21 protein-coding genes and 2 tRNA genes are annotated in these 17,903 nt (G+C 72.9%); 14 read left to right on the forward strand and 9 right to left on the reverse strand.

The window, feature by feature from the left end:
• Positions 1 to 18: 18 nt before the first annotated feature.
• Complete coding sequence (locus Q9S36_RS30580; protein WP_311288605.1) at positions 19 to 654, forward strand: DUF3152 domain-containing protein; 636 nt, start codon at positions 19 to 21, stop codon at positions 652 to 654.
• Here the strand turns inward: Q9S36_RS30580 and Q9S36_RS30585 are convergent.
• Complete coding sequence (locus tag Q9S36_RS30585) at positions 638 to 1,711, reverse strand: alkaline phosphatase family protein (protein WP_311288606.1); 1,074 nt, start codon at positions 1,709 to 1,711, stop codon at positions 638 to 640. The genes Q9S36_RS30580 and Q9S36_RS30585 overlap by 17 nt on opposite strands.
• A gap of 133 nt (positions 1,712 to 1,844) precedes the next feature.
• On the opposite strand from Q9S36_RS30585, the gene murI reads away from it, so the two are divergent.
• Entirely contained in the window at positions 1,845 to 2,669 is an 825-nt protein-coding gene (gene murI / locus Q9S36_RS30590) for a glutamate racemase (RefSeq protein ID WP_311288607.1), read from the forward strand.
• A complete protein-coding gene (locus Q9S36_RS30595) occupies positions 2,666 to 3,436 on the forward strand; it encodes an MBL fold metallo-hydrolase (protein ID WP_311288608.1) in 771 nt (256 codons plus the stop codon). Before murI ends, Q9S36_RS30595 begins: the two co-directional genes overlap by 4 nt.
• 10 nt (positions 3,437 to 3,446) lie before the next feature.
• Here Q9S36_RS30595 and Q9S36_RS30600 read toward each other — a convergent pair whose 3' ends face one another.
• Together Q9S36_RS30600 and Q9S36_RS30605 are read right to left on the reverse strand one after the other, a co-directional pair.
• The gene (locus Q9S36_RS30600) at positions 3,447 to 4,097 is read right to left on the reverse strand and encodes a response regulator transcription factor (protein ID WP_311288609.1); all 651 of its coding nucleotides are present in this window, start codon (positions 4,095 to 4,097) and stop codon (positions 3,447 to 3,449) included.
• Positions 4,094 to 5,257 carry a histidine kinase gene (locus Q9S36_RS30605; protein WP_311288610.1) on the reverse strand — a complete coding sequence of 388 codons (1,164 nt, stop codon included), beginning with the start codon at positions 5,255 to 5,257 and terminating at the stop codon, positions 4,094 to 4,096. Before Q9S36_RS30605 ends, Q9S36_RS30600 begins: the two co-directional genes overlap by 4 nt.
• Positions 5,258 to 5,496: 239 nt before the next feature.
• On the opposite strand from Q9S36_RS30605, the gene rph reads away from it, so the two are divergent.
• Together rph and rdgB are read left to right on the forward strand one after the other, a co-directional pair.
• Positions 5,497 to 6,228 carry a ribonuclease PH gene (gene rph, locus Q9S36_RS30610; RefSeq protein ID WP_311288611.1) on the forward strand — a complete coding sequence of 244 codons (732 nt, stop codon included), beginning with the start codon at positions 5,497 to 5,499 and terminating at the stop codon, positions 6,226 to 6,228.
• Positions 6,221 to 6,862 carry an RdgB/HAM1 family non-canonical purine NTP pyrophosphatase gene (gene rdgB, locus Q9S36_RS30615; RefSeq protein ID WP_311288612.1) on the forward strand — a complete coding sequence of 214 codons (642 nt, stop codon included), beginning with the start codon at positions 6,221 to 6,223 and terminating at the stop codon, positions 6,860 to 6,862. The genes rph and rdgB overlap by 8 nt, the downstream gene beginning before the upstream one ends.
• Here the strand turns inward: rdgB and Q9S36_RS30620 are convergent.
• The 3 genes from Q9S36_RS30620 to bcp form a co-directional block, all read right to left on the reverse strand.
• Complete coding sequence (locus Q9S36_RS30620; RefSeq protein WP_311288613.1) at positions 6,855 to 7,733, reverse strand: bile acid:sodium symporter family protein; 879 nt, start codon at positions 7,731 to 7,733, stop codon at positions 6,855 to 6,857. The genes rdgB and Q9S36_RS30620 overlap by 8 nt on opposite strands.
• Before the next feature lie 53 nt (positions 7,734 to 7,786).
• Positions 7,787 to 7,860, reverse strand: a tRNA-Leu gene (locus tag Q9S36_RS30625).
• 87 nt (positions 7,861 to 7,947) lie between these two features.
• The gene (bcp, locus tag Q9S36_RS30630; RefSeq protein WP_311288614.1) at positions 7,948 to 8,418 is read right to left on the reverse strand and encodes a thioredoxin-dependent thiol peroxidase; all 471 of its coding nucleotides are present in this window, start codon (positions 8,416 to 8,418) and stop codon (positions 7,948 to 7,950) included.
• 155 nt (positions 8,419 to 8,573) lie between these two features.
• On the opposite strand from bcp, the gene Q9S36_RS30635 reads away from it, so the two are divergent.
• From Q9S36_RS30635 to Q9S36_RS30670, 8 genes are all read left to right on the forward strand, one after another.
• Entirely contained in the window at positions 8,574 to 9,263 is a 690-nt protein-coding gene (locus Q9S36_RS30635; protein ID WP_311288615.1) for an energy-coupling factor ABC transporter permease, read from the forward strand.
• On the forward strand, positions 9,260 to 9,580 hold the full coding sequence (locus tag Q9S36_RS30640) for a PDGLE domain-containing protein (protein ID WP_311288616.1): 321 nt from the start codon (positions 9,260 to 9,262) through the stop codon (positions 9,578 to 9,580). Before Q9S36_RS30635 ends, Q9S36_RS30640 begins: the two co-directional genes overlap by 4 nt.
• Positions 9,580 to 10,248, forward strand: coding sequence for a cobalt ECF transporter T component CbiQ (gene cbiQ, locus Q9S36_RS30645; RefSeq protein WP_311288617.1), 669 nt, complete (start codon positions 9,580 to 9,582; stop codon positions 10,246 to 10,248). The genes Q9S36_RS30640 and cbiQ overlap by 1 nt, the downstream gene beginning before the upstream one ends.
• Positions 10,245 to 11,000: an ABC transporter ATP-binding protein gene (locus Q9S36_RS30650; RefSeq protein ID WP_311288618.1), complete on the forward strand. Its 756-nt coding sequence runs from the start codon at positions 10,245 to 10,247 to the stop codon at positions 10,998 to 11,000. The genes cbiQ and Q9S36_RS30650 overlap by 4 nt, the downstream gene beginning before the upstream one ends.
• Positions 10,997 to 11,245: a DUF3618 domain-containing protein gene (locus tag Q9S36_RS30655; RefSeq protein WP_311288619.1), complete on the forward strand. Its 249-nt coding sequence runs from the start codon at positions 10,997 to 10,999 to the stop codon at positions 11,243 to 11,245. Before Q9S36_RS30650 ends, Q9S36_RS30655 begins: the two co-directional genes overlap by 4 nt.
• Positions 11,246 to 11,277: 32 nt before the next feature.
• The gene (locus Q9S36_RS30660) at positions 11,278 to 11,577 is read left to right on the forward strand and encodes a co-chaperone GroES (protein WP_311288690.1); all 300 of its coding nucleotides are present in this window, start codon (positions 11,278 to 11,280) and stop codon (positions 11,575 to 11,577) included.
• A 28-nt stretch (positions 11,578 to 11,605) separates the two neighbouring features.
• Positions 11,606 to 13,603: an NAD(P)-binding domain-containing protein gene (locus Q9S36_RS30665; RefSeq protein WP_311288620.1), complete on the forward strand. Its 1,998-nt coding sequence runs from the start codon at positions 11,606 to 11,608 to the stop codon at positions 13,601 to 13,603.
• An 87-nt stretch (positions 13,604 to 13,690) separates the two neighbouring features.
• Entirely contained in the window at positions 13,691 to 13,837 is a 147-nt protein-coding gene (locus Q9S36_RS30670; protein ID WP_311288621.1) for a GPGG-motif small membrane protein, read from the forward strand.
• Positions 13,838 to 13,968: 131 nt separating this feature from the next.
• Here the strand turns inward: Q9S36_RS30670 and Q9S36_RS30675 are convergent.
• From Q9S36_RS30675 to Q9S36_RS30685, 3 genes are all read right to left on the reverse strand, one after another.
• Positions 13,969 to 14,044, reverse strand: a tRNA-Lys gene (locus Q9S36_RS30675).
• Between the two features lie 90 nt (positions 14,045 to 14,134).
• Positions 14,135 to 15,703 carry an NAD(P)/FAD-dependent oxidoreductase gene (locus tag Q9S36_RS30680; RefSeq protein ID WP_311288622.1) on the reverse strand — a complete coding sequence of 523 codons (1,569 nt, stop codon included), beginning with the start codon at positions 15,701 to 15,703 and terminating at the stop codon, positions 14,135 to 14,137.
• A gap of 17 nt (positions 15,704 to 15,720) precedes the next feature.
• Positions 15,721 to 16,788: an NAD(P)-dependent alcohol dehydrogenase gene (locus tag Q9S36_RS30685; protein WP_311288623.1), complete on the reverse strand. Its 1,068-nt coding sequence runs from the start codon at positions 16,786 to 16,788 to the stop codon at positions 15,721 to 15,723.
• Positions 16,789 to 16,983: 195 nt separating this feature from the next.
• Here Q9S36_RS30685 and Q9S36_RS30690 point away from each other — a divergent pair, with 195 nt between their 5' ends.
• Positions 16,984 to 17,874 (forward strand): universal stress protein, encoded by an 891-nt coding sequence (locus Q9S36_RS30690; protein WP_311288624.1) that lies wholly within the window; start codon positions 16,984 to 16,986, stop codon positions 17,872 to 17,874.
• Positions 17,875 to 17,903 lie beyond the last annotated feature (29 nt).

Raw genomic sequence — 17,903 nt, forward strand, 5'->3', positions numbered from 1 at the left:
GAGGTCTAGGCTCCGTCCATGCACCGGGTCGCCCGCGTCCTCCCGCTCCTCGCGCTCGTCACGACGCTGGCGGCGACGCCTGCTCGGGCCGGTGGTGCGGGCGACGACCACCTCCGGACGACGACGCCCGGCCAGCAGAGCGCGGAGGGCTACGCCATCCCGGTGCGCCGGCGGGTGACGTACTCCGTCGCCACGCGCGGACGGATCACGACCTCGCTGGCGCAGTTCCGGCGCCAGGCGCAGCAGACGTACGCCGACCCGCGCGGGTGGCGCTACGGCGGGGTCGAGTTCCGGCGCGTGCGCCGCGGCGGCGACTTCACGCTGGTGCTGGCGGCCGCGGGCACCGTCCCGTCGTTCTCGTCGGCCTGCTCGGCGACGTGGTCGTGCCGGGTCGGCCGCTTCGTGGTCATCAACCAGGACCGGTGGAAGCACGCCTCACCGGCGTGGAACGCCGCGGGTCGCTCGCTGCGCGACTACCGCCACCTCGTGGTCAACCACGAGACCGGTCACTGGCTCGGGCGCGGGCACGCGTCCTGCCCGGCCGGCGGGGGACCGGCGCCGGTGATGATGCAGCAGTCCAAAGGCACCGGCGGGTGCCGGTTCAACCCCTGGCCGCTGGGCTGGGAGGCGGCTGCCGTCAGGGGGCGGCGGTGAGCCGCAGGTCCTGCAGGACGTCGTGCTCGCTGCCCTCGACCGGGGGCAGGTCCAGCAGGTCGAGCGCGAGGTTGGCGACCATGCCGTTGCGGACCGGCTGGCGCTGCGCGTCGTAGGTCGTGCGCCGCTTCCCCGGGTCCTGGTAGGTCGGGTTGATCGCGTAGAGGTCGACGCCCTTGTCGACGGCCGAGCCGCGGGCCATGAACACGACGCGGTAGTTGTCGAGCACCCGCGCGTCGTCGTGGCTGGGGCCGCGGCCGCCGTGGTCGCTGGTCAGCAGGATCGTGGTGCCGGCCTTGCGGGCCGGGTCGGCGTTCACCGCGGCGACCACGCGCCCGACGAGCGCGTCGGCCTTGCGGACCGCACGGAGGTACGGCCTGGACATCCAGCCGTGGGCGTGGCCGGCCACGTCCGGCGGCGAGAGGTGCAGGAAGCGGAAGTCGCGGTCCTGGTCGAGGTCGGCGACGAGCTCGTCGACGAGCTCGGCGTTGTCCTCGTTGACCGTCGTGCGGTCGATCGCGTCGGGCCACGAGCGCTGCCACAGGGTGAACTTGGTCTTCGCCGCGAAGAGCGCGGCCGAGCCGCCGGCCGCGTCGACGGCGGTGAAGACCGATGCCACGTCGTGGCCCGCGGCCTCCTGCACGGTGTTGGGCACGAGACGGTTGTCGTTCCAGGTCACGCCGTGCCCGCCGGTGGAGGCCTGGATGCGGCGCCCCGTCACCATGCCGGTGTGGTTGGGCAGGGTGACCGTCATCTCGCGCTCGGTGCGCGCGTTCATCGTCGAGGCGCCGGCCTTCATGAAGCGGTAGAGGTTCGGCAGCTGCCTCTTGCCGAGCTTGCGCACCGCAGCGACGCTCATCCCGTCGATGGAGATCGCCAGCACCGACTCCGAGTCGGCCTTCCGACCGGCCTTCTGGTCGGCCTTCATGGCGACCTGGCGCGGGGCGTCCGCGGCCGGTCCCGACGCGACGACGGCACACGCGGGGGCGCCGAGCAGCAGGGAGCCCGAGACGAGGGCGGCGGTCAGCGAGCTGGCGAGGGAGGTTCGTCGGAGCACTGACCGACCCTAACCCGCGTGTGGTCCCAGGCCGGGCTCCGCGCCACTGCCCTGCGCGGCGCGGACGGTCGTGTGACCGGGGCGACGCCCGCGACGGCGTGACCGGTGACGCCCCACCGCCTAGCCTTCTGCTGTGCCGACCCACGACCCGCGGACCACCGCCGATGCCCCCATCGGCATCTTCGACTCCGGGTTCGGCGGGCTCACGGTCGCGCGTTCGGTGATCGACCAGCTGCCGCACGAGTCGGTCGTCTACCTCGGCGACACCGCGCGCCAGCCCTACGGGCAGAAGCCGATCGGCGAGGTCCGCGAGTACGCCCTCGAGTGCCTCGACCACCTCTACGGCCAGGGCGTCAAGGCGCTCGTCATCGCTTGCAACTCCGCGAGCGCGGCCATGCTGCGCGACGCCCGCGAGCGCTACGACGTCCCCGTCGTCGAGGTGATCCTCCCGGCCGCGCGCCGCGCCGCCGCGGCCACGCGCAACCGCCGGGTCGGCGTCATCTGCACCCGCGCGACCGCGAGCTCGATGGCGTACGACGACGCGTTCGCCGCGGTCCCGGACCTCGACCTCCACATCCAGGCGTGCCCGCGCTTCGTGGACTTCGTGGAGCAGGGGGTCACCGGTGGTGACGAGCTGCTGGCCGCCGCCCACGAGTACCTCGACCCGCTGGTGGCCGCGGATGTCGACACCCTCATCCTCGGCTGCACCCACTACCCGCTCCTGACCGGCGTGATCTCCTACGTCATGGGTGACCGGGTCACCCTCGTGAGCTCCGCGGAGGAGTGCGGCAAGGACGTCTACAAGATGCTGGCGAGCACGGGGCTGATGCGCGAGACGGGCGAGCCCGACTACACCTTCGCCACCACCGGCAGCCCCGAGGACTTCGCGACCGTCGGCCGCCGGTTCCTCGGCTCCGAGCTGCTCAGCGCCAGCCAGTTCGCCGGGGGCCTCGGGTGAGACTCACGGTCGTCGGGTGCTCCGGCTCCTACCCCGGCCCGGAGTCGGCCGCGAGCTGCTACCTCCTCGAGGAGGAGCACGAGGGCCGCACCTGGCGCATCCTGCTCGACCTCGGCAACGGCGCCCTCGGCCAGCTGCACCGCTACGCCGACCCGCTCGCCGTCGACGCGGTCTTCGTCAGCCACCTGCACGCCGACCACTGCCTCGACCTCTGCGGCTACTACGTGATGCGCAAGTACCACCCCACCGGCCACCAGCCGCGGATCCCGGTGTGGGGCCCGGCCGGCACCGCAGACCGGATGGCGCGCGCCTACGACCTGCCGCTCGACCCCGGCATGCACGAGGAGTTCGACTTCCGGGAGCACCCGAGCCGCGCGCACGGCGAACCCGTCCGGGTCGGCCCGTTCACCGTCGAGGCGCACCCCGTGGTGCACCCCGTGGCCGCCTTCGCGCTGCGGGTGAGCGCGGGCGGTCGCACGCTCGTCTACTCCGGCGACACCGGCCCGTGCCCCGCGCTGGACACCGCCGCCGCCGACGCCCACCTGTTGCTGGCCGAGGCGTCCTTCCGCAGCGTCGACGACAACCCGCCCGACCTCCACATGACCGGCACCGACTGCGGCCGCACCGCTGCGAAGGCCGGTGTCGAGCGGCTCGTGCTCACCCACGTCCCGCCGTGGCACGACCCGGCCGACGCCGAGGCGGAGGCCCGCGCCGAGTGGGACGGCCCCGTCGAGCTGGCGCGTGCGGGGGCGACGTACGAGGTCTGAGCGGGGATGCTCAGACCAGCCCGGCGTCGTGCACGACCATCGCCACCTGCACGCGGTTCGTGCTGCCGAGCTTGGTGAGCAGCCGCGAGACGTGTGACTTCACCGTCGGGATCGAGAGGTAGAGCTCGGAGGCGATCTCGGAGTTGCTGAGACCGCGCCCGACGCAGACCGCCACCTCGAGCTCGCGCTCGGTCAGCACCGTCAGCCGGTCGGCGGCGGTCGAGGTGCGCTCGGTCGTGGAGGTGCTGCGCAGGCGGGAGACCAGGCTGCGGGTCGCGGAGGGGGAGAGCATCGCGTCGCCGGCGGCCACCGTCCGGATCGCGCTCACGATGTCGCCGGGCGGGGTGTCCTTGAGCAGGAAGCCGTCGGCGCCGGCCGCGACCGCGCGCACGACGTGGTCGTCGGCGTCGAACGTCGTCAGCACGACGACGGCGGGCGGGGCGGGCCCGCTGTGCAGGCGACGGGTCGCCTCGAGGCCGTCCATCACCGGCATCCGGATGTCCATCAGCACCACGTCGGGCCGCAGCGCCTCGACGAGCTCGAGGCCCGCCTGCCCGTCGCCGGCCTCGCCGACCACGTCGATGTCGACCTGGCCGCCCAGCATGAGCGACAGCGCCGAGCGCACCAGCGGGTCGTCGTCGACGAGCAGGACGCGGATCACGCGCTCCACGGTAGCCACGCCTCCAGAACGAACGTCGAGCCGTCGGTGCGCTGCTCGAGCCGGCCGCCCCTGAGCTCGGCGCGCTCACGCAGCCCGACGAGCCCCAGGCCGGCGCCCGGCGCGCCGGTCGGTGCGCCCCGCAGCGGGTTGGTCAGCACGACGGTGATGCCGGACCCGGGGTCACCCGTCGAGCGGATCGCCACGACCGATCCCGGCGCGTGCTTGCGCACGTTGGTGATGCCCTCCTGGACGATCCGGTAGACCGTGCGACCCGTCGCGACCGGCACCGCGGCGGACGGGTCGACCTCGTCGGAGAAGGCGACGTCGAGGCCGAGGGTGCGCGCCTCGTCGACCAGCGCCGGGATGTCGTCGTACGTCGGCTGGGGGCGCGCCGTGGGCGGCCCCGGGTCGTCCTCGCGCAGCACGCCGAGCACGCCGCGCAGCTCGTGGAGGGCGTCGTTGGCCTGCCCCTGGATCTGCCCGAGCCCCTCGCGGAGCCGGTCGCCGTCGAGGTCGTCGCGGAAGGCGAGCGCGCCCGCCTGCATCGACACCTGCGTGATGCGGTGGGCGAGCACGTCGTGCATCTCGCGGGCGATCTGGGCCCGCTCGGTGAGGCGTGCCTGGGCGATGCGCAGCTCCTGCTCGCGCTCCGCGCGCTCGGCGCGGGTGCGGAGGTTCCAGATGACCTCGCGGCGCGAGCCGATGTAGAGGCCCCAGCCCATCATCCCGGTGTTGACCGCGAGGTTGACCAGCGTGGTGATGACCGGGTCGTTGTCCTCGATGGGCGCGATCGTCGTGTAGGTCTGGGCCGCCACGAAGTTGGCCCCGCCGACGACCACCACCTGCCAGAAGCTGCGCCGGGTCGCGACCGAGACGGCGGCCAGCGTCGCCGGACCTGCCGCCAGCCCCGACAGTGCGCTCATGGCGGCGATCGTCAGCGCGATCGGCACAGGTGCGCTGCGCCGGAACCACACGAGCACGAAGGCCGCGCAGCCCAGCGCGACCTCCGTCACGAACAGGGCCGGGTGCGCGCGCCACTCGACCGCCGCGACCGTCTGCCAGACCCCGGCCGAGATGGCGAGCGCGAGCGCGTACCGCCATGCCTGCGCGACCCAGGTCAGCTCGGGCTGGGTCTCGGAGAGGGCGGGACGGGGCTCCACGGCGCTCAGGGTAGCGAGCGGATTTCCTACTTTGGTCGCACCTGCCATCGCCTCAGGGACGATGCGCGGTCGCCGCCCGACCCCGCAGGCTGGTCGTACCACCGCGTGGAGGGAGCTGCGCGGCGTGGGGCCGCGTGCAGTACTGGTCCCACAAGGGGTAGGGACCTGTGAGCCGGGTCCGGTGACTCACGGGGGTGACCGGACCCGGCTCCGTCATGTGCAGCCTCTAGGGTCGAGCCATGACTCCGAGCCCCCGAGAAGACGGTCGTGCCGACGACGAGCTCCGCCCGATCACCATCACCCGCAACTGGCTCGACCACGCCGCCGGCTCGGTGCTCGTCGAGTTCGGCGGCACCCGGGTGCTGTGCGCCGCGTCGGCCTCGGAGGGCGTGCCGCGGTGGCGCAAGGGCTCCGGTCTCGGCTGGGTCACCGCCGAGTACGCCATGCTCCCCGCCGCCACCAACACCCGGTCCGACCGCGAGTCGGTCAAGGGCCGCATCGGCGGGCGCACCCACGAGATCTCGCGGCTGATCGGCCGTTCCCTCCGCGCCGTCATCGACTACCGCGCGCTCGGCGAGAACACGATCGTCCTCGACTGCGACGTCCTCCAGGCCGACGGCGGCACCCGCACCGCCGCCATCACCGGGGCGTACGTCGCCCTCGCCGACGCCGTCGCGCACCTGCGCGGCAACGGCGCGCTGACCGGCGAGCCCCTCACCGGGTCGGTCGCCGCGGTGAGCGTCGGCATCATCGACGGCGTGCCGCGCCTCGACCTGCCCTACGTCGAGGACGTCCGCGCCGAGACCGACATGAACGTCGTGATGACGGGGGAGGGGAAGTTCGTGGAGGTGCAGGGCACCGCCGAGGGTGCGGCCTTCGACCGCGCCGAGCTCGACGCGCTGCTCGCCCTCGCGGAGAAGGGCTGCGCCGACCTGACCCGGCTCCAGCAGGAAGCACTTCTCGGTGGCTGAGGTGCGAGCGCAGCGAGCCTCGAGACCACGCGTCTTCCTCGCCTCTGCGAACGCCAAGAAGATCGTGGAGATGCAGCGGATCCTCGCCGAGCACGTCCCCGACATCGAGGTGCTCGGCATCGGCGACGTCGACGGCTACGTCGAGCCGGTCGAGGACCAGCCGACCTTCGCGGGCAACGCGCTGCTGAAGGCACGCGCCGGCGTCGCCGCCACGGGCCTGCCGTCCGTGGCCGACGACAGCGGGCTGTGCGTCGACGCCCTCAACGGCATGCCGGGCGTGCTGTCGGCCAGGTGGTCGGGGGCCGACAAGTCCGACGCGCGCAACAACGCGCTCCTGCTCGACCAGCTCGGCGACGTGCCCGACGAGCGCCGCGGCGCCCACTTCGCCTGCGCCGTCGCGTGGGTGATGCCCGACGGCCGCGAGCGGGTCGTCGAGGGACGCATGGACGGTCGCATCATCCGCGAGGTGCGGGGCAGCGGCGGCTTCGGGTACGACGTCGTCTTCGTCGCCGTCGAGCACGACGCCGAGGGCCTGACGTCCGCGGAGCTCGACCCGGCCGAGAAGGACCGCATCTCCCACCGCGGGCGCGCCCTGCGCGAGCTGGCGCCGTACGTCGCCGCCGACCTCAGCTGACCGCCGCGGCGTCGTCGCGGGCGCCGACCCGCTTGCTCACCCACGTGCCCCACAGGGCGGCGAACAGGAACATGACGAGAGAGTAGACGGCGGCCGGCACCGAGATCTCGACCTCGTCGAGGACCTCGACCGCGACGAAGATCGCGAGGGTGGCGTTGTGCACGCCGACCTCCATCGACGAGGCGATGGCCTGCGGTCCGGTGACACCGAAGGCCTTCGGGACGACGTAGCCCACGACGAGGCTGATGGCACAGAAGAGCGCGGTGATCAGGCCGACGTCGGCGAGGTAGTCCCCGACGTTCTCGAGCTGGTCGAGCAGGATCCCGAGGACCAGGATCGCGAGGATCACCGCCGACCCGATCCGCACCGCCTTGTCCATCCGACGGGCGAAGCCGGGGGCGCGGTGGTTGACCAGCATGCCGATCCCGACGGGCAGCAGGATCAGCGCGAAGACCTTGACGATCTCGACGAGCGGCATCGACACGTCGTCCTGCCGGTCGAACCACGCGATGGCGAACCCGGTGATCAGCGGCAGGGTCACCACCGCGATCACGGTGTTGATCGCGGTCAGGGTGATGTTGAGGGCCACGTCCCCGCGGAAGAGGTGGCTGAACAGGTTGGCGGTGGTGCCGCCCGGCGAGGCAGCGAGCAGCAGCATGCCGATGCCGAGCAGGGCGGGGAGGTCGAACAGGACCACCAGCCCGAAGCAGATCGCGGGCAGCAGCACGACCTGGCACGCCAGCGCGACGGCCACCGCCTTGGGCGCGCGGCCGACCCGGCGGAAGTCGTTGGGGGTCAGGTCCAGGCCCAGCCCGAACATGATGATCGCGAGCGCGAGGGGCAGTCCGACGGTCGTCAGCGCGGAGTCCATGCGCGGACCCTAGTGGTGACGGGCGTCACACGGCAGCGACTCGCGAGATCGGGTGCGCCCGGTGAGAGTCGAACTCACACTGTCACGGACCTAAACCGTGTGCCTCTGCCTGTTGGGCTACGGGCGCAAGGGGCCCATCCTCACACGTGCGGCGGTCGTGGCCGCTGCGACGTACGTGAGGGGGCGACATCCGCCGCACGTGCGGCGTGCGTCCTCAGTCGAGGCCCAGGTCGCGGCGCAGCTTGGCGACGTGGCCGGTGGCCTTGACGTTGTACTGGGCGAGCTCGACCTTGCCGGCCTCGTCGATCACGAACGTGGAGCGGATCACGCCCTCGACCTCCTTGCCGTAGAGCTTCTTGGTCCCGAAGGCGCCGTAGGCCTGGTGCACCGCGACGTCCTCGTCGGAGAGCAGGGTGAGGGTGAGGCTGTCGCGCTCGCGGAACTTCGCGAGCTTGGCCGGCTTGTCCTTCGACACGCCGAGCACCTCGTAGCCCGCCCCGCGGAGCGAGTCGAGCGACTCGGAGAAGTCGCAGGCCTGCTTGGTGCAGCCGGGGGTCATCGCGGCCGGGTAGAAGTAGAGGATCACCTTGGAGCCCCGCAGGTCGGCCAGGCTCACCTGCTCGCCGGTGTCGCTGGTGAGGGTGAAGTCGGGCGCGGCGTCGCCGGTGGTGAGGCGGTCGGACATGGCTGCTCCTGTGCTCGAAGATGGGCCGGTGTGGTTGTTGCAAGGGATTTGCAATAAGGTCGCAGGGTGCCGACGCGGTATCGGGGGATCCGTGTCGGCCACCAGACATCCAACCAGCCCGGCGAAGCGACCGGGCCAGCCCCAGGAGCGACCACGTGCACGTGCCCGACGGCTTCCTCGACGCCCCGACCTCGGTCGCCACGGGTGCCGTGGCCGTCGCGGCCGTCGGCATCTCGCTCTGGGGCGCGCGCCGCGAGCTCGACGACCGTACGGCGCCCATGGCCGGGCTCGTCGCGACCTTCGTCTTCGCCGCCCAGATGATCAACTTCCCGGTCGGGGCCGGCACCAGCGGACACCTGATGGGCGGGGCGCTCGCGGCCGTCCTGGTCGGGCCGTGGACGGCGGTGCTCTGCCTCACCGTGGTGCTGCTCGTCCAGGGCCTGCTGATGGCCGACGGCGGGATCACCGCGCTCGGCACCAACATCACCCTGATCGGCATCGTCACGGTGGCGGTCGGGTGGGGCGTCTTCGTGGTGCTGCGCAGGCTGCTGCCCACACGCCTGTCCGTCGTCGCCCCGGCCGCCGCGGTCGGCGCGCTGGTCAGCGTCCCGGCGGCCGCCCTCGTCTTCACCGCCCTGTTCGCCGTCGGCGGCCAGGCGCCCGTCGACCTCGGCGCCGTCGTCACCGCGATGCTGGGCTGGCACACCGTCATCGGTATCGGCGAGGCCGTGGTCACCGGCCTGGTGGTGAGCAGCGTCGTCGCCTCCCGCCCGGACCTCGTCCACGGTGCGCGACCGCTCGTCGCCCGCCGCGAGCTCGAGACCAGGAAGGTCGAGGTCGCATGAGCACCCGCCGCTTCTTCGCCGTCGCGCTCGTCGTCAGCCTGCTCGTCGCGGGTGTGGCCAGCTACTACGCCTCCTCGCACCCCGACGGCCTCGAGTACGTCGCCGAGCAGACCGGGTTCCTCGACTCGGCCGAGGACTCCGCGACCTCCGACAGCCCCCTCGCCGACTACCAGACCTCGGGCATCGACGACGACCGCCTCAGCGGCGGCGTCGCCGGAGTGGTCGGCGTCCTCGTCATGCTCGCCCTCAGCACCGGCCTGTTCTGGGTCATCCGTCGGCGGGAGCCGCGCGACGCACCCGACCGCACGGAGGCCTGATGGGCGCCGGGCACGGCCACCGGCTCCACTTCCACGGCCACAGTCCCGTCCACCGCGCCCCCGCGCACCTCAAGATCCTGGCCCTGCTGGCCTTCATGCTCGTCGTCGTCGCGACGCCCGGCGAGGCCTACCCGGTGTTCGCCGCGGAGCTCGCGGTGCTGCTCGGCGTGATCGCGGTGTCGCGGGTGCCGGTGACGTACCTCCTGCCCCGGATGGTGGTGGAGGTGCCGTTCGCCGTCTTCGCCGTGCTCATGCCCTTCATCGCCCACGGGCCCCGCACCGAGATGCTCGGGCTCACCGTCTCCGAGCCGGGGCTGACGTCCGGGATCGCGCTCCTCGTCAAGGGCAGCATGGGCGTGCTCGCGTCGCTGACCCTGGCCGCGACGACCGAGCCCCAGGACGTGCTCCGTGGCCTCCAGCGCCTGCGGATGCCCGACCTCGTCGTGCAGATCATGGGCTTCATGATCCGCTACCTCGACGTGGTCACCGCCGAGCTGTCGCGCATGATGACCGCGCTGCGCTCGCGCGGCTGCGACCCCCGCTCGCCGCGCCACTGGCCGGTGCTCGCGCGGTCGCTGGGAGCGCTGTTCATCCGGTCCTACGAGCGCGGCGAGCGCGTGCACCTCGCCATGCTGTCCCGGGGGTACGACGGTAGGTTGCCGGAGTGAGCCTGCCCGTGCTGGACGTGCGCGACCTGGCGTTCGCCTATCCCGACGGCCACCAGGCGCTCTTCGGCGTCGACCTGCACGTCCACCAGGGTGAGCGGGTGGCCCTCCTCGGCCCCAACGGCGCCGGCAAGACCACGCTCGTGCTGCACCTCAACGGCATCCTCACCGCCGGCCGCGGCACCGTCGAGGTCAGTGGGCTGCCCGTGGCCAAGCAGCACCTGCGCGAGATCCGCCGCCGCGTCGGGATCGTCTTCCAGGACCCCGACGACCAGCTCTTCCTCGGCACGGTCCGCCAGGACGTCGCGTTCGGCCCGGCCAACCTCGGCGTCACGGGCGCCGCGCTGGACCGGCGGGTGATGGAGGCGCTGGAGAAGGTCGGCATGGCCGACTTCGTGGACCGGCCTCCCCACCACCTGTCCTACGGCCAGCGCCGCCGGGTCGCGGTCGCGACCGTGCTGGCCATGGAGCCGGAGGTGCTCGTGCTCGACGAGCCGTCGTCGAACCTCGACCCGGCCTCGCGGCGCGAGCTCGCCGACATCCTCCGCAGCCTCGACGTCACCGTGCTGATGGTGACCCACGACCTGCCCTACGCCCTCGAGCTGTGCCCCCGCAGCGTGGTGCTCAGCGAGGGGGTGGTGGTGGCCGATCGGCCCACGTTCGACGTGCTCACCGACGAGGCGCTGATGGCCGCCCACCGGCTCGAGCTGCCCTGGGGCTTCGACCCCCGGCGCATTGATAGCCTTCCCGGGTGACCCAGGACATGAGCGCGCTCGAGCGCGAGATCGAGGAGACGCGCCAGCGACTGGCCGCGACCATCGACCAGCTCGCCTACCGTGCCCACCCCAAGACGATCGTCGGCCGCCAGGTGACCACGGTGAAGTCGCACTTCGTCGACCTCGACACCGGTGCGCCGCGCACCGACAACATCCTCAAGGCGGCCGGTGCCGTCGTGGGCGTGGTCGTGCTGTTCGCCGTCGTCCGCAAGGTCGCGAGCTGAGCACGCCCGTGGGCGGGTCCGCCCCGATCAAGATGCTGCACGACCGCCTCCTCGTCGAGGTGGACAAGGAGGCTGGCGAGCGCCGCTCCACCGGCGGCATCGTCATCCCCGCGACCGCGGCGATGGGCGCCCGCCGCCTGGCCTGGTCACGCGTGATCGCCGTCGGCCCCCACGCGCGGGCCGTCGAGGTGGGCGACCGCGTGCTGTTCGACCCCGAGGACAAGGCCGAGGTCGAGGTCCACGGCGAGGTCTACGTCGTCATGCGCGAGCGCGACGTCCACGCTGTCGCCGCCGAGCGCCTCGACGGCGGCTCGACCGGCCTCTACCTCTAGCAACCACCCGACCCGCCAGGAGCGCCTGATGGCCTACCTCGTCAAGCAGTCCCACCGCGCCCCGGCCGTCACCGAGCCGGTCCCCGTCGACGACTCCCTGCCGCGCGCGTGCATCATCGGCGCCGGGTCCTCGGGCATCGCCGCCGCCAAGCAGCTCTACCTCGCCGGCATCCCGTTCGACTGCTTCGAGCGCGGCGGCGACATCGGGGGCACCTGGGTCTACGACAACTCCAACGGCCAGTCGGCCTGCTACGACACCCTCGAGATCAACACCTCGTGCCCGCGGATGGCCTACTCCGACTTCCCGATGCCGGCGGACTACCCGCCCTACGCCCGGCACGACCAGGTCCACGCCTACTTCGAGCAGTACGTCGACCACTTCGGCTTCCGCGACACCATCACCTTCCACACCACCGTCGAGGACGTCTCGCGCGGCGCCGACGGGCGCTGGGACGTCCGGGTCACCGGCCCGGACGGGACCGAGACTCGCACCTACGACGCGGTGCTGGTCGCCAACGGCCACCACTGGGACCCGCGCTGGCCCGAGCCGGCGTACCCGGGAGAGTTCGACGGCGAGCAGGTCCACGCGCACGACTACCGCTCCGGCGAGCAGCTCGAGGGCCGCGACGTGGTCGTGGTCGGCGCCGGCAACTCCGCCATGGACATCGCCGTCGAGTCCTCCTACCGCGCCCGTACGACGACCTGGTCGGTGCGGCGGACCGAGTGGGTGCTGCGCAAGTTCTTCCTCGGCAAGCCCAGCGACCAGGGCCTCCTGCCGCCGGGCTGGGTGCCGTGGTGGGTGACCGCCACGCGGCTGCGCATCGGCGCGCTGACGGCGGGCAGCATGACGAAGTACGGCCTGCCCGCCCCGAGCCACAAGCCAGGCCAGTCGCACCCAGTCCAGTCCGAGAAGATTCGCGAGCGGCTGGCCGCGGGTGCCGTCAAGGCGAGGCCGGGGATCGAGCGGCTCGACGGTGACCGCGTGGTGTTCGTCGACGGCACCAGCGCGCCCGCCGACCTGATCGTCTGGGCCACCGGCTACAAGGTGAGCTTCCCGTTCCTCGGGCCCGACCTCGTCTCCGTCGAGGACAACGAGCTGCCGCTGTGGAAGCGCACCGTGCACCCCGACCTGCCCGGGCTGTTCTTCATCGGCCTGCTCCAGCCGATCGGCGCGGTGATGCCCCTGGCCGAGGCCCAGTCCGCCTGGGTCGCGGAGATGCTCGGTGGCCGCTACCTCCCGCCGTCCGACGCGGTCATCCGGCGCCAGATGGTCGCCGACCACGAGCGCAACGCCCGGAGGTTCTACGCCTCCCCGCGCCACACCATGGAGGTCGACTTCGACCACTTCCTCTGGGACCTCGAGCGCGAGCGCGCCGCGGGTCGCGAGCGCGCGGAGGCGGCCACCTCAGCGCTTGCCGCACCGCTCGCCGGGGTCCCGGCCGCGCCCGCCCCCACGGGCGGGGCACGGATCCGGCGCACGCTCGCCGGCCTGGCCCTCCGCGCGGCGCGGTGGAAGGCCGTGGGGGAGGTGCCCCAGCGCGGCGTCCTGGTCGGTGCACCCCACACCTCCAACTGGGACTGGGTGCTCACCCTCCTGCTCGCGTGGCGCTACGGCATCACCATCCGGCTGCTGGTCAAGCGCGAGCTCTTCGTCGGACCGCTGGGCTGGCTGCTGCGCCGCACCGGCGCGGTCGAGCTGGACCGCAAGAACCCGGCCACCACGATCAAGGAGCTGCTCGCCGAGGCCGAGGGCGGTGACCCCTGGCTCCTCGGCATCGCCGCCGAGGGCACCCGCTCGCGGGGGGAGTACTGGAAGTCCGGCTTCTACCGGATCGCCCAGCAGACGGGCCTGCCCATCACGCTGGCCTACCTCGACGTCCCGTCGCGCACCGTGGGCTGGGGGCCGACCTTCCACCCGAGCGGTGACGTCTCGGCCGACATGGACGTGCTGCGCGAGTTCTACGCCGACAAGACCGGCTTCAAGCCCGAGGGCTTCACCCCGCCGCGGCTCCGCGAGGAGGGCTGACCCGACCCTCCCACCCTAGGGGTGTGGGCGATTACCCGTGCCGTCGCGCGAGGGCTAGGTTGAACGCGCAACCGAAGGGAGCAAGCAATGGCATTTCTGCTGTGGATCCTTGCCGTCATCCTCGTGGTGGCCGGCATCGTCTCGCTGATCCGGGGTCAGATGCTCTGGGGCATCGTCCTGATCATCGTCGGCCTCCTGGTCGGCCCGGGCGGGGTCAGCCTGTTCACGAAGTAGCAACCGCAGGACGCAAGGAGCCGGTCCCCGAGGGACCGGCTCCTTGCTGTTCCGGGACCGGTGCGCACGCCGGGTGCGGAAACGCCGAGAGCCGGCCCCGAAGGACCGGCTCTGTGCCCTCGACGAGGGAGTGGTACGCCATCAGGGACTCGAACCCCGAACCCGCTGATTAAGAGTCAGCTGCTCTGCCAATTGAGCTAATGGCGCAGGCGGTGAAGCGAGGACAACATTACCGCGTCCCGACCGGCGTGCGAAATCGAGGGGGCACCCCAGCCGTCGGCCCGGCCGCCGGGCCGCTCAGAGATCGGCCAGGACGGCCTGCGCGGCGTTGTGCCCCCCGAGCCCGGACACGGCGCCGCCCCGGCGGGCGCCGGAGCCGCAGAGGAGCACCACGTCGTGCTCGGTCTGCACGCCCCACTGCTGGGCCGGCGTCTCGAGCCGCGAGCGGTTGGGCGCCCACGGCCACTCGAGGTCGCCGTGGAAGATGTGCCCGCCCGGCATGGCGAGGTCGTTCTCGACGTCCTGGGGGATCTTCGCCTCGAGGCACGGGTTGCCGTCGGCGTCGGTGGCCAGGCAGTCCCGGATCGGCTCGGCGAGCACCGCGTCGAGCGACGCCAGGGCCCTGCCGGTGGCGACGTCTCGCGCCGACGGGTCCGCGTCGAACAGCCCGGCAGGGGTGTGCAGCCCGAAGTAGGTCAGCGTGTGCGCCGATCCCGCGCGCTCGCCGAGGATCGAGGGGTCGGTGAGGCTGTGGCAGTAGACCTCGCCCGGGATCGGGTCGGGCACCGCGCCGCCGGCGGCGGCATCGTACGCCCGTTCGAGCTGGGTGTAGTCCTCGGCGAGGTGGAGGGTGCCGGCGAACGCGACCTCGGGGTCGGCACCGGAGCGCAGGCGCGGCAGCCGGTCGAGGAGGAAGTTGATCTTCAGCTGTGAGCCCACGGGCTTGGTCTCGGCGTCCTCTCCCTCGCCGAGCAGGATGCGCAGCACCCACGGCGCGACGCCCGAGAGGACCCGTCGTGCGGTGACCGACCGCTCCTGCGAGCCGTCGTGGAAGGTCACCTCGGCGCCGTCCGGGCCCGGCGCGATGGCGCTCACGCCGGCGCCGGTGACGATCTCGGCGCCCGCACCGACCGCGGACCGGGCGAGCGCGTCGGTGACCGCGCCCATGCCGCCGATCGGCACCCGCCACTCGCCGGTGCCGTTGCCGATGAGGTGGTAGAGGAAGCAGCGGTTCTGGATGAGCGAGGGGTCGTCGAGGGACGCGAACGTGCCGATCAGGGCGTCGGTGGCGACGACCCCGCGGACGGTGTCGTCGGTGAACCGGGACGTGATGGCCCGGCCGAGCGGCTCGGTGACGACGTCGTTCCAGATCCGCTCGTCGACCAGCGAGCGCACGTCGCGCTCGAGCGGCAGCGGCTGCATCAGCGTGGGGGAGACCGCCTCGGCGAGCCGGCCGACCTCGGCGTAGAAGTCCTGCCAGGCGGCGTACTCCTCGTCGCCTCCGGTGAGCTCGCGGAACGACGCGCGCGTCGCCTCGCCCTCGGGCCGCTCCACGAGCAGGCCGCCGGTGCGGTCGCCGCGCACCCACGGGGTGTACGACGCCGTGGTGCGCGAGGCCAGCCGCACGTCGAGGTCCAGGTCGGCCATCAGCTGCTCGGGCATCAGGCTCACCAGGTAGGAGTAGCGCGAGAGGCGGGCGGGCTGGCCGGCGAACGGCTCGACCGACACGGCGGCGCCACCGGTGTGGCCGAGCCGTTCGAGGACGAGGACGTCGAGTCCGGCGCGGGCGAGGTAGGCGGCGCTGACGAGGCCGTTGTGGCCGCCGCCGACCACGACGACGTCATAGCTGCTGTTGCCGGGAGTCACCGGCCCAACGTAGACCCTCAGCCGCTGAACGAGTCGTTGGGCACGACGACGGCACGCCCCCGCACGTTGCCGTGCGCGAGGTCCCGGTAGGCGAGGGGCGCGTCGTCGAGGGTGTAGATGGTCGACTCGGCGCGGAGCAGGCCCCGCGAGGCCAGCTCCAGCACCTCGACGAGCTCCTGGCGGTTGCCCCAGTAGGTGGTCTGGACGCTCGTCTCGTAGGGCAGGCCGAAGAACGACACCGGCAGTGTGCCGCCGGCGATCCCCACGATGGTGAGGTCGCCCATCTGGCGCACGACCTGGGCGCCCGTGGCCAGCGTCTCGTCGGACCCGACGAAGTCGAGCACGACGTCGACGCCGCGACCCTCGAAGGTGGCGGCCCGGACCTGGGCGGCGGTGTCCGGCCCGGGCGACATGGCGAGGTCGGCGCCGAGCGTGACCGCGTGCTCGCGCGCCGCCTCGCGGCCGTCGATGGCGATCACCCGCGCGGCGCAGACGGCCTTGAGGACCTGGACGGCGAGGTGGCCGAGGCCGCCGACGCCGATCACCAGCGCGGTCGCTCCGGGGCCGAGCTTGGCGAGCGAGCGTCGTACGGCGTGGTAGGGCGTGAGTGCCGCGTCGGTCAGCGGGGCGGCGTCGACCACCTCGAGGCCGTCGGGCAGCGGGACGAGGTGGCGCGCGGACTCCACGAGCATCAGCTCGGCCATCCCGCCGTCCATCCCGAGCCCGCCCCCGCCGCTCGGCACCGGCGCCAGGTCGGGGCGCTCGCAGTAGGTCTCCAGCCCGCCCAGGCAGTGCTCGCAGCGACCGCAGCCCCACGCGCCGACCACGGCGACCGGCTGGCCGACCTCGACGCCGGTGACGCCGGCGCCCAGCGTGTGCACCCACCCGGCGTTCTCGTGGCCGAGCGTGAACGGCGGCGACCACGGCAGCGTGCCGGGCTCGAACTCGTGCATCAGGTGCAGGTCGGAGTGGCAGGCGCCGGAGGCGCCCACCTGGATGAGGACCTGACCCGGCCCCGGCTCGGGCACGGGCACGTCCTCGAGCACCGCGTCGCTCTTCCAGCTGTTCAGTCGCAGGGCCTTCACCGGATCCTCCTGGTCGTCGGGATTCGTCGTCGGGACTCGTCGTCGGGACCCTTCCAGCATCCCCCCGCGGACCACGTGTGATCAGGGTCGCTCGGCGCGGGGGGTCGGGCCCTTGGTCCCTACGTGCCGTCCGCCCCGCGGAGGACCGTGGGAGGAGAGGGGCAGAGCCCCGCTCGCGACCCGGAGGAGGACGCCATGATCGAGCACTCGGACAGCAGCACGGCACCCCCGGTGGTGGTCGCCGTCGGTCCCGACGACTGCCGCGCCGCGGTCCGGTACGGCGCCGAGCAGGCGCTGCGGGCCGGTTGCCCGCTGCACCTGGTGCATGCGGTGCCGGTGGTCCCGCAGGGCCCGGAGACGGTGCTGATCACCGCCGAGGGCGTGGAGAAGTTCGGGCGGGAGAGCCTGGCGCTCGCCGCCGAGCAGGCCGAGGACGTGGTCCACGGGCTGGTGCCGGTGGTCGAGGTGCTCCACAAGGGGGCGCCGGTCCCGGTGCTGGTGCGCGCGGCGAAACAGGCGCGGCTGGTCGTCCTGGAGCACCGGCACCTCTCCCGCCTGGCGCGGCTGGTGAACCGCACGATCGCCGGCGGCGTGGCCGCCCACACCCGCGTGCCCGTCGTCGCGGTGCCGACCGCCTGGCGTCCGCCCGGTGGTGACCCGGTCGTGGTCGTCGGCGTCGACGTGCCCGAGCGCTCCGCCGCCGTCCTGGCCGCGGCGAGCTCCGAGGCCCGGGTCCGGGGGGCGTCGCTGCGCGTGGTGCACGCCTGGTCGCTGCCCGACCCCTACGACGGGCTGCGCATCAGCCCCGAGGAGGCGCAGCGCTGGACCGACCGCTCGCGCGCGGAGATCTGCTCGGCGCTGGACGCGCTCGGCGACGTCGAGGTCGCGATCGAGGCCGACGTCCGGGTGCGGCGGGCCACCACCGTCGAGGCGCTGCTGGAGGAGAGCGCCGACGCGGACCTGCTGGTCGTCGGACGCCACGACCCCCTGCTCCCCGTCGGCTCGCACATCGGCCCGGTCGCGCGCGCGGTGCTGCGCGAGGCCACCTGCCCGGTGATGCTGGCGGCGCCCGAGGTACGCCGCTAGGGAGGTGCCACCCCACCCCTGCCCCCGTA

Source organism: Microbacterium sp. ARD31 (genome assembly GCF_031844425.1).

What these genes read in the sequence shown, in the direction of transcription:
- Q9S36_RS30670 (WP_311288621.1), top strand. Translation starts at nt 13,691, where the DNA reads ATGGCATTTCTGCTGTGGATCCTTGCCGTCATCCTCGTGGTGGCCGGC.
- bcp (WP_311288614.1), bottom strand. Translation starts at nt 8,418, where the DNA reads ATGTCCGACCGCCTCACCACCGGCGACGCCGCGCCCGACTTCACCCTC.
- Q9S36_RS30665 (WP_311288620.1), top strand. Translation starts at nt 11,606, where the DNA reads ATGGCCTACCTCGTCAAGCAGTCCCACCGCGCCCCGGCCGTCACCGAG.
- Q9S36_RS30640 (WP_311288616.1), top strand. Translation starts at nt 9,260, where the DNA reads ATGAGCACCCGCCGCTTCTTCGCCGTCGCGCTCGTCGTCAGCCTGCTC.
- Q9S36_RS30580 (WP_311288605.1), top strand. Translation starts at nt 19, where the DNA reads ATGCACCGGGTCGCCCGCGTCCTCCCGCTCCTCGCGCTCGTCACGACG.
- Q9S36_RS30620 (WP_311288613.1), bottom strand. Translation starts at nt 7,733, where the DNA reads ATGGACTCCGCGCTGACGACCGTCGGACTGCCCCTCGCGCTCGCGATC.
- cbiQ (WP_311288617.1), top strand. Translation starts at nt 9,580, where the DNA reads ATGGGCGCCGGGCACGGCCACCGGCTCCACTTCCACGGCCACAGTCCC.
- rph (WP_311288611.1), top strand. Translation starts at nt 5,497, where the DNA reads ATGACTCCGAGCCCCCGAGAAGACGGTCGTGCCGACGACGAGCTCCGC.
- Q9S36_RS30660 (WP_311288690.1), top strand. Translation starts at nt 11,278, where the DNA reads ATGCTGCACGACCGCCTCCTCGTCGAGGTGGACAAGGAGGCTGGCGAG.
- Q9S36_RS30690 (WP_311288624.1), top strand. Translation starts at nt 16,984, where the DNA reads ATGATCGAGCACTCGGACAGCAGCACGGCACCCCCGGTGGTGGTCGCC.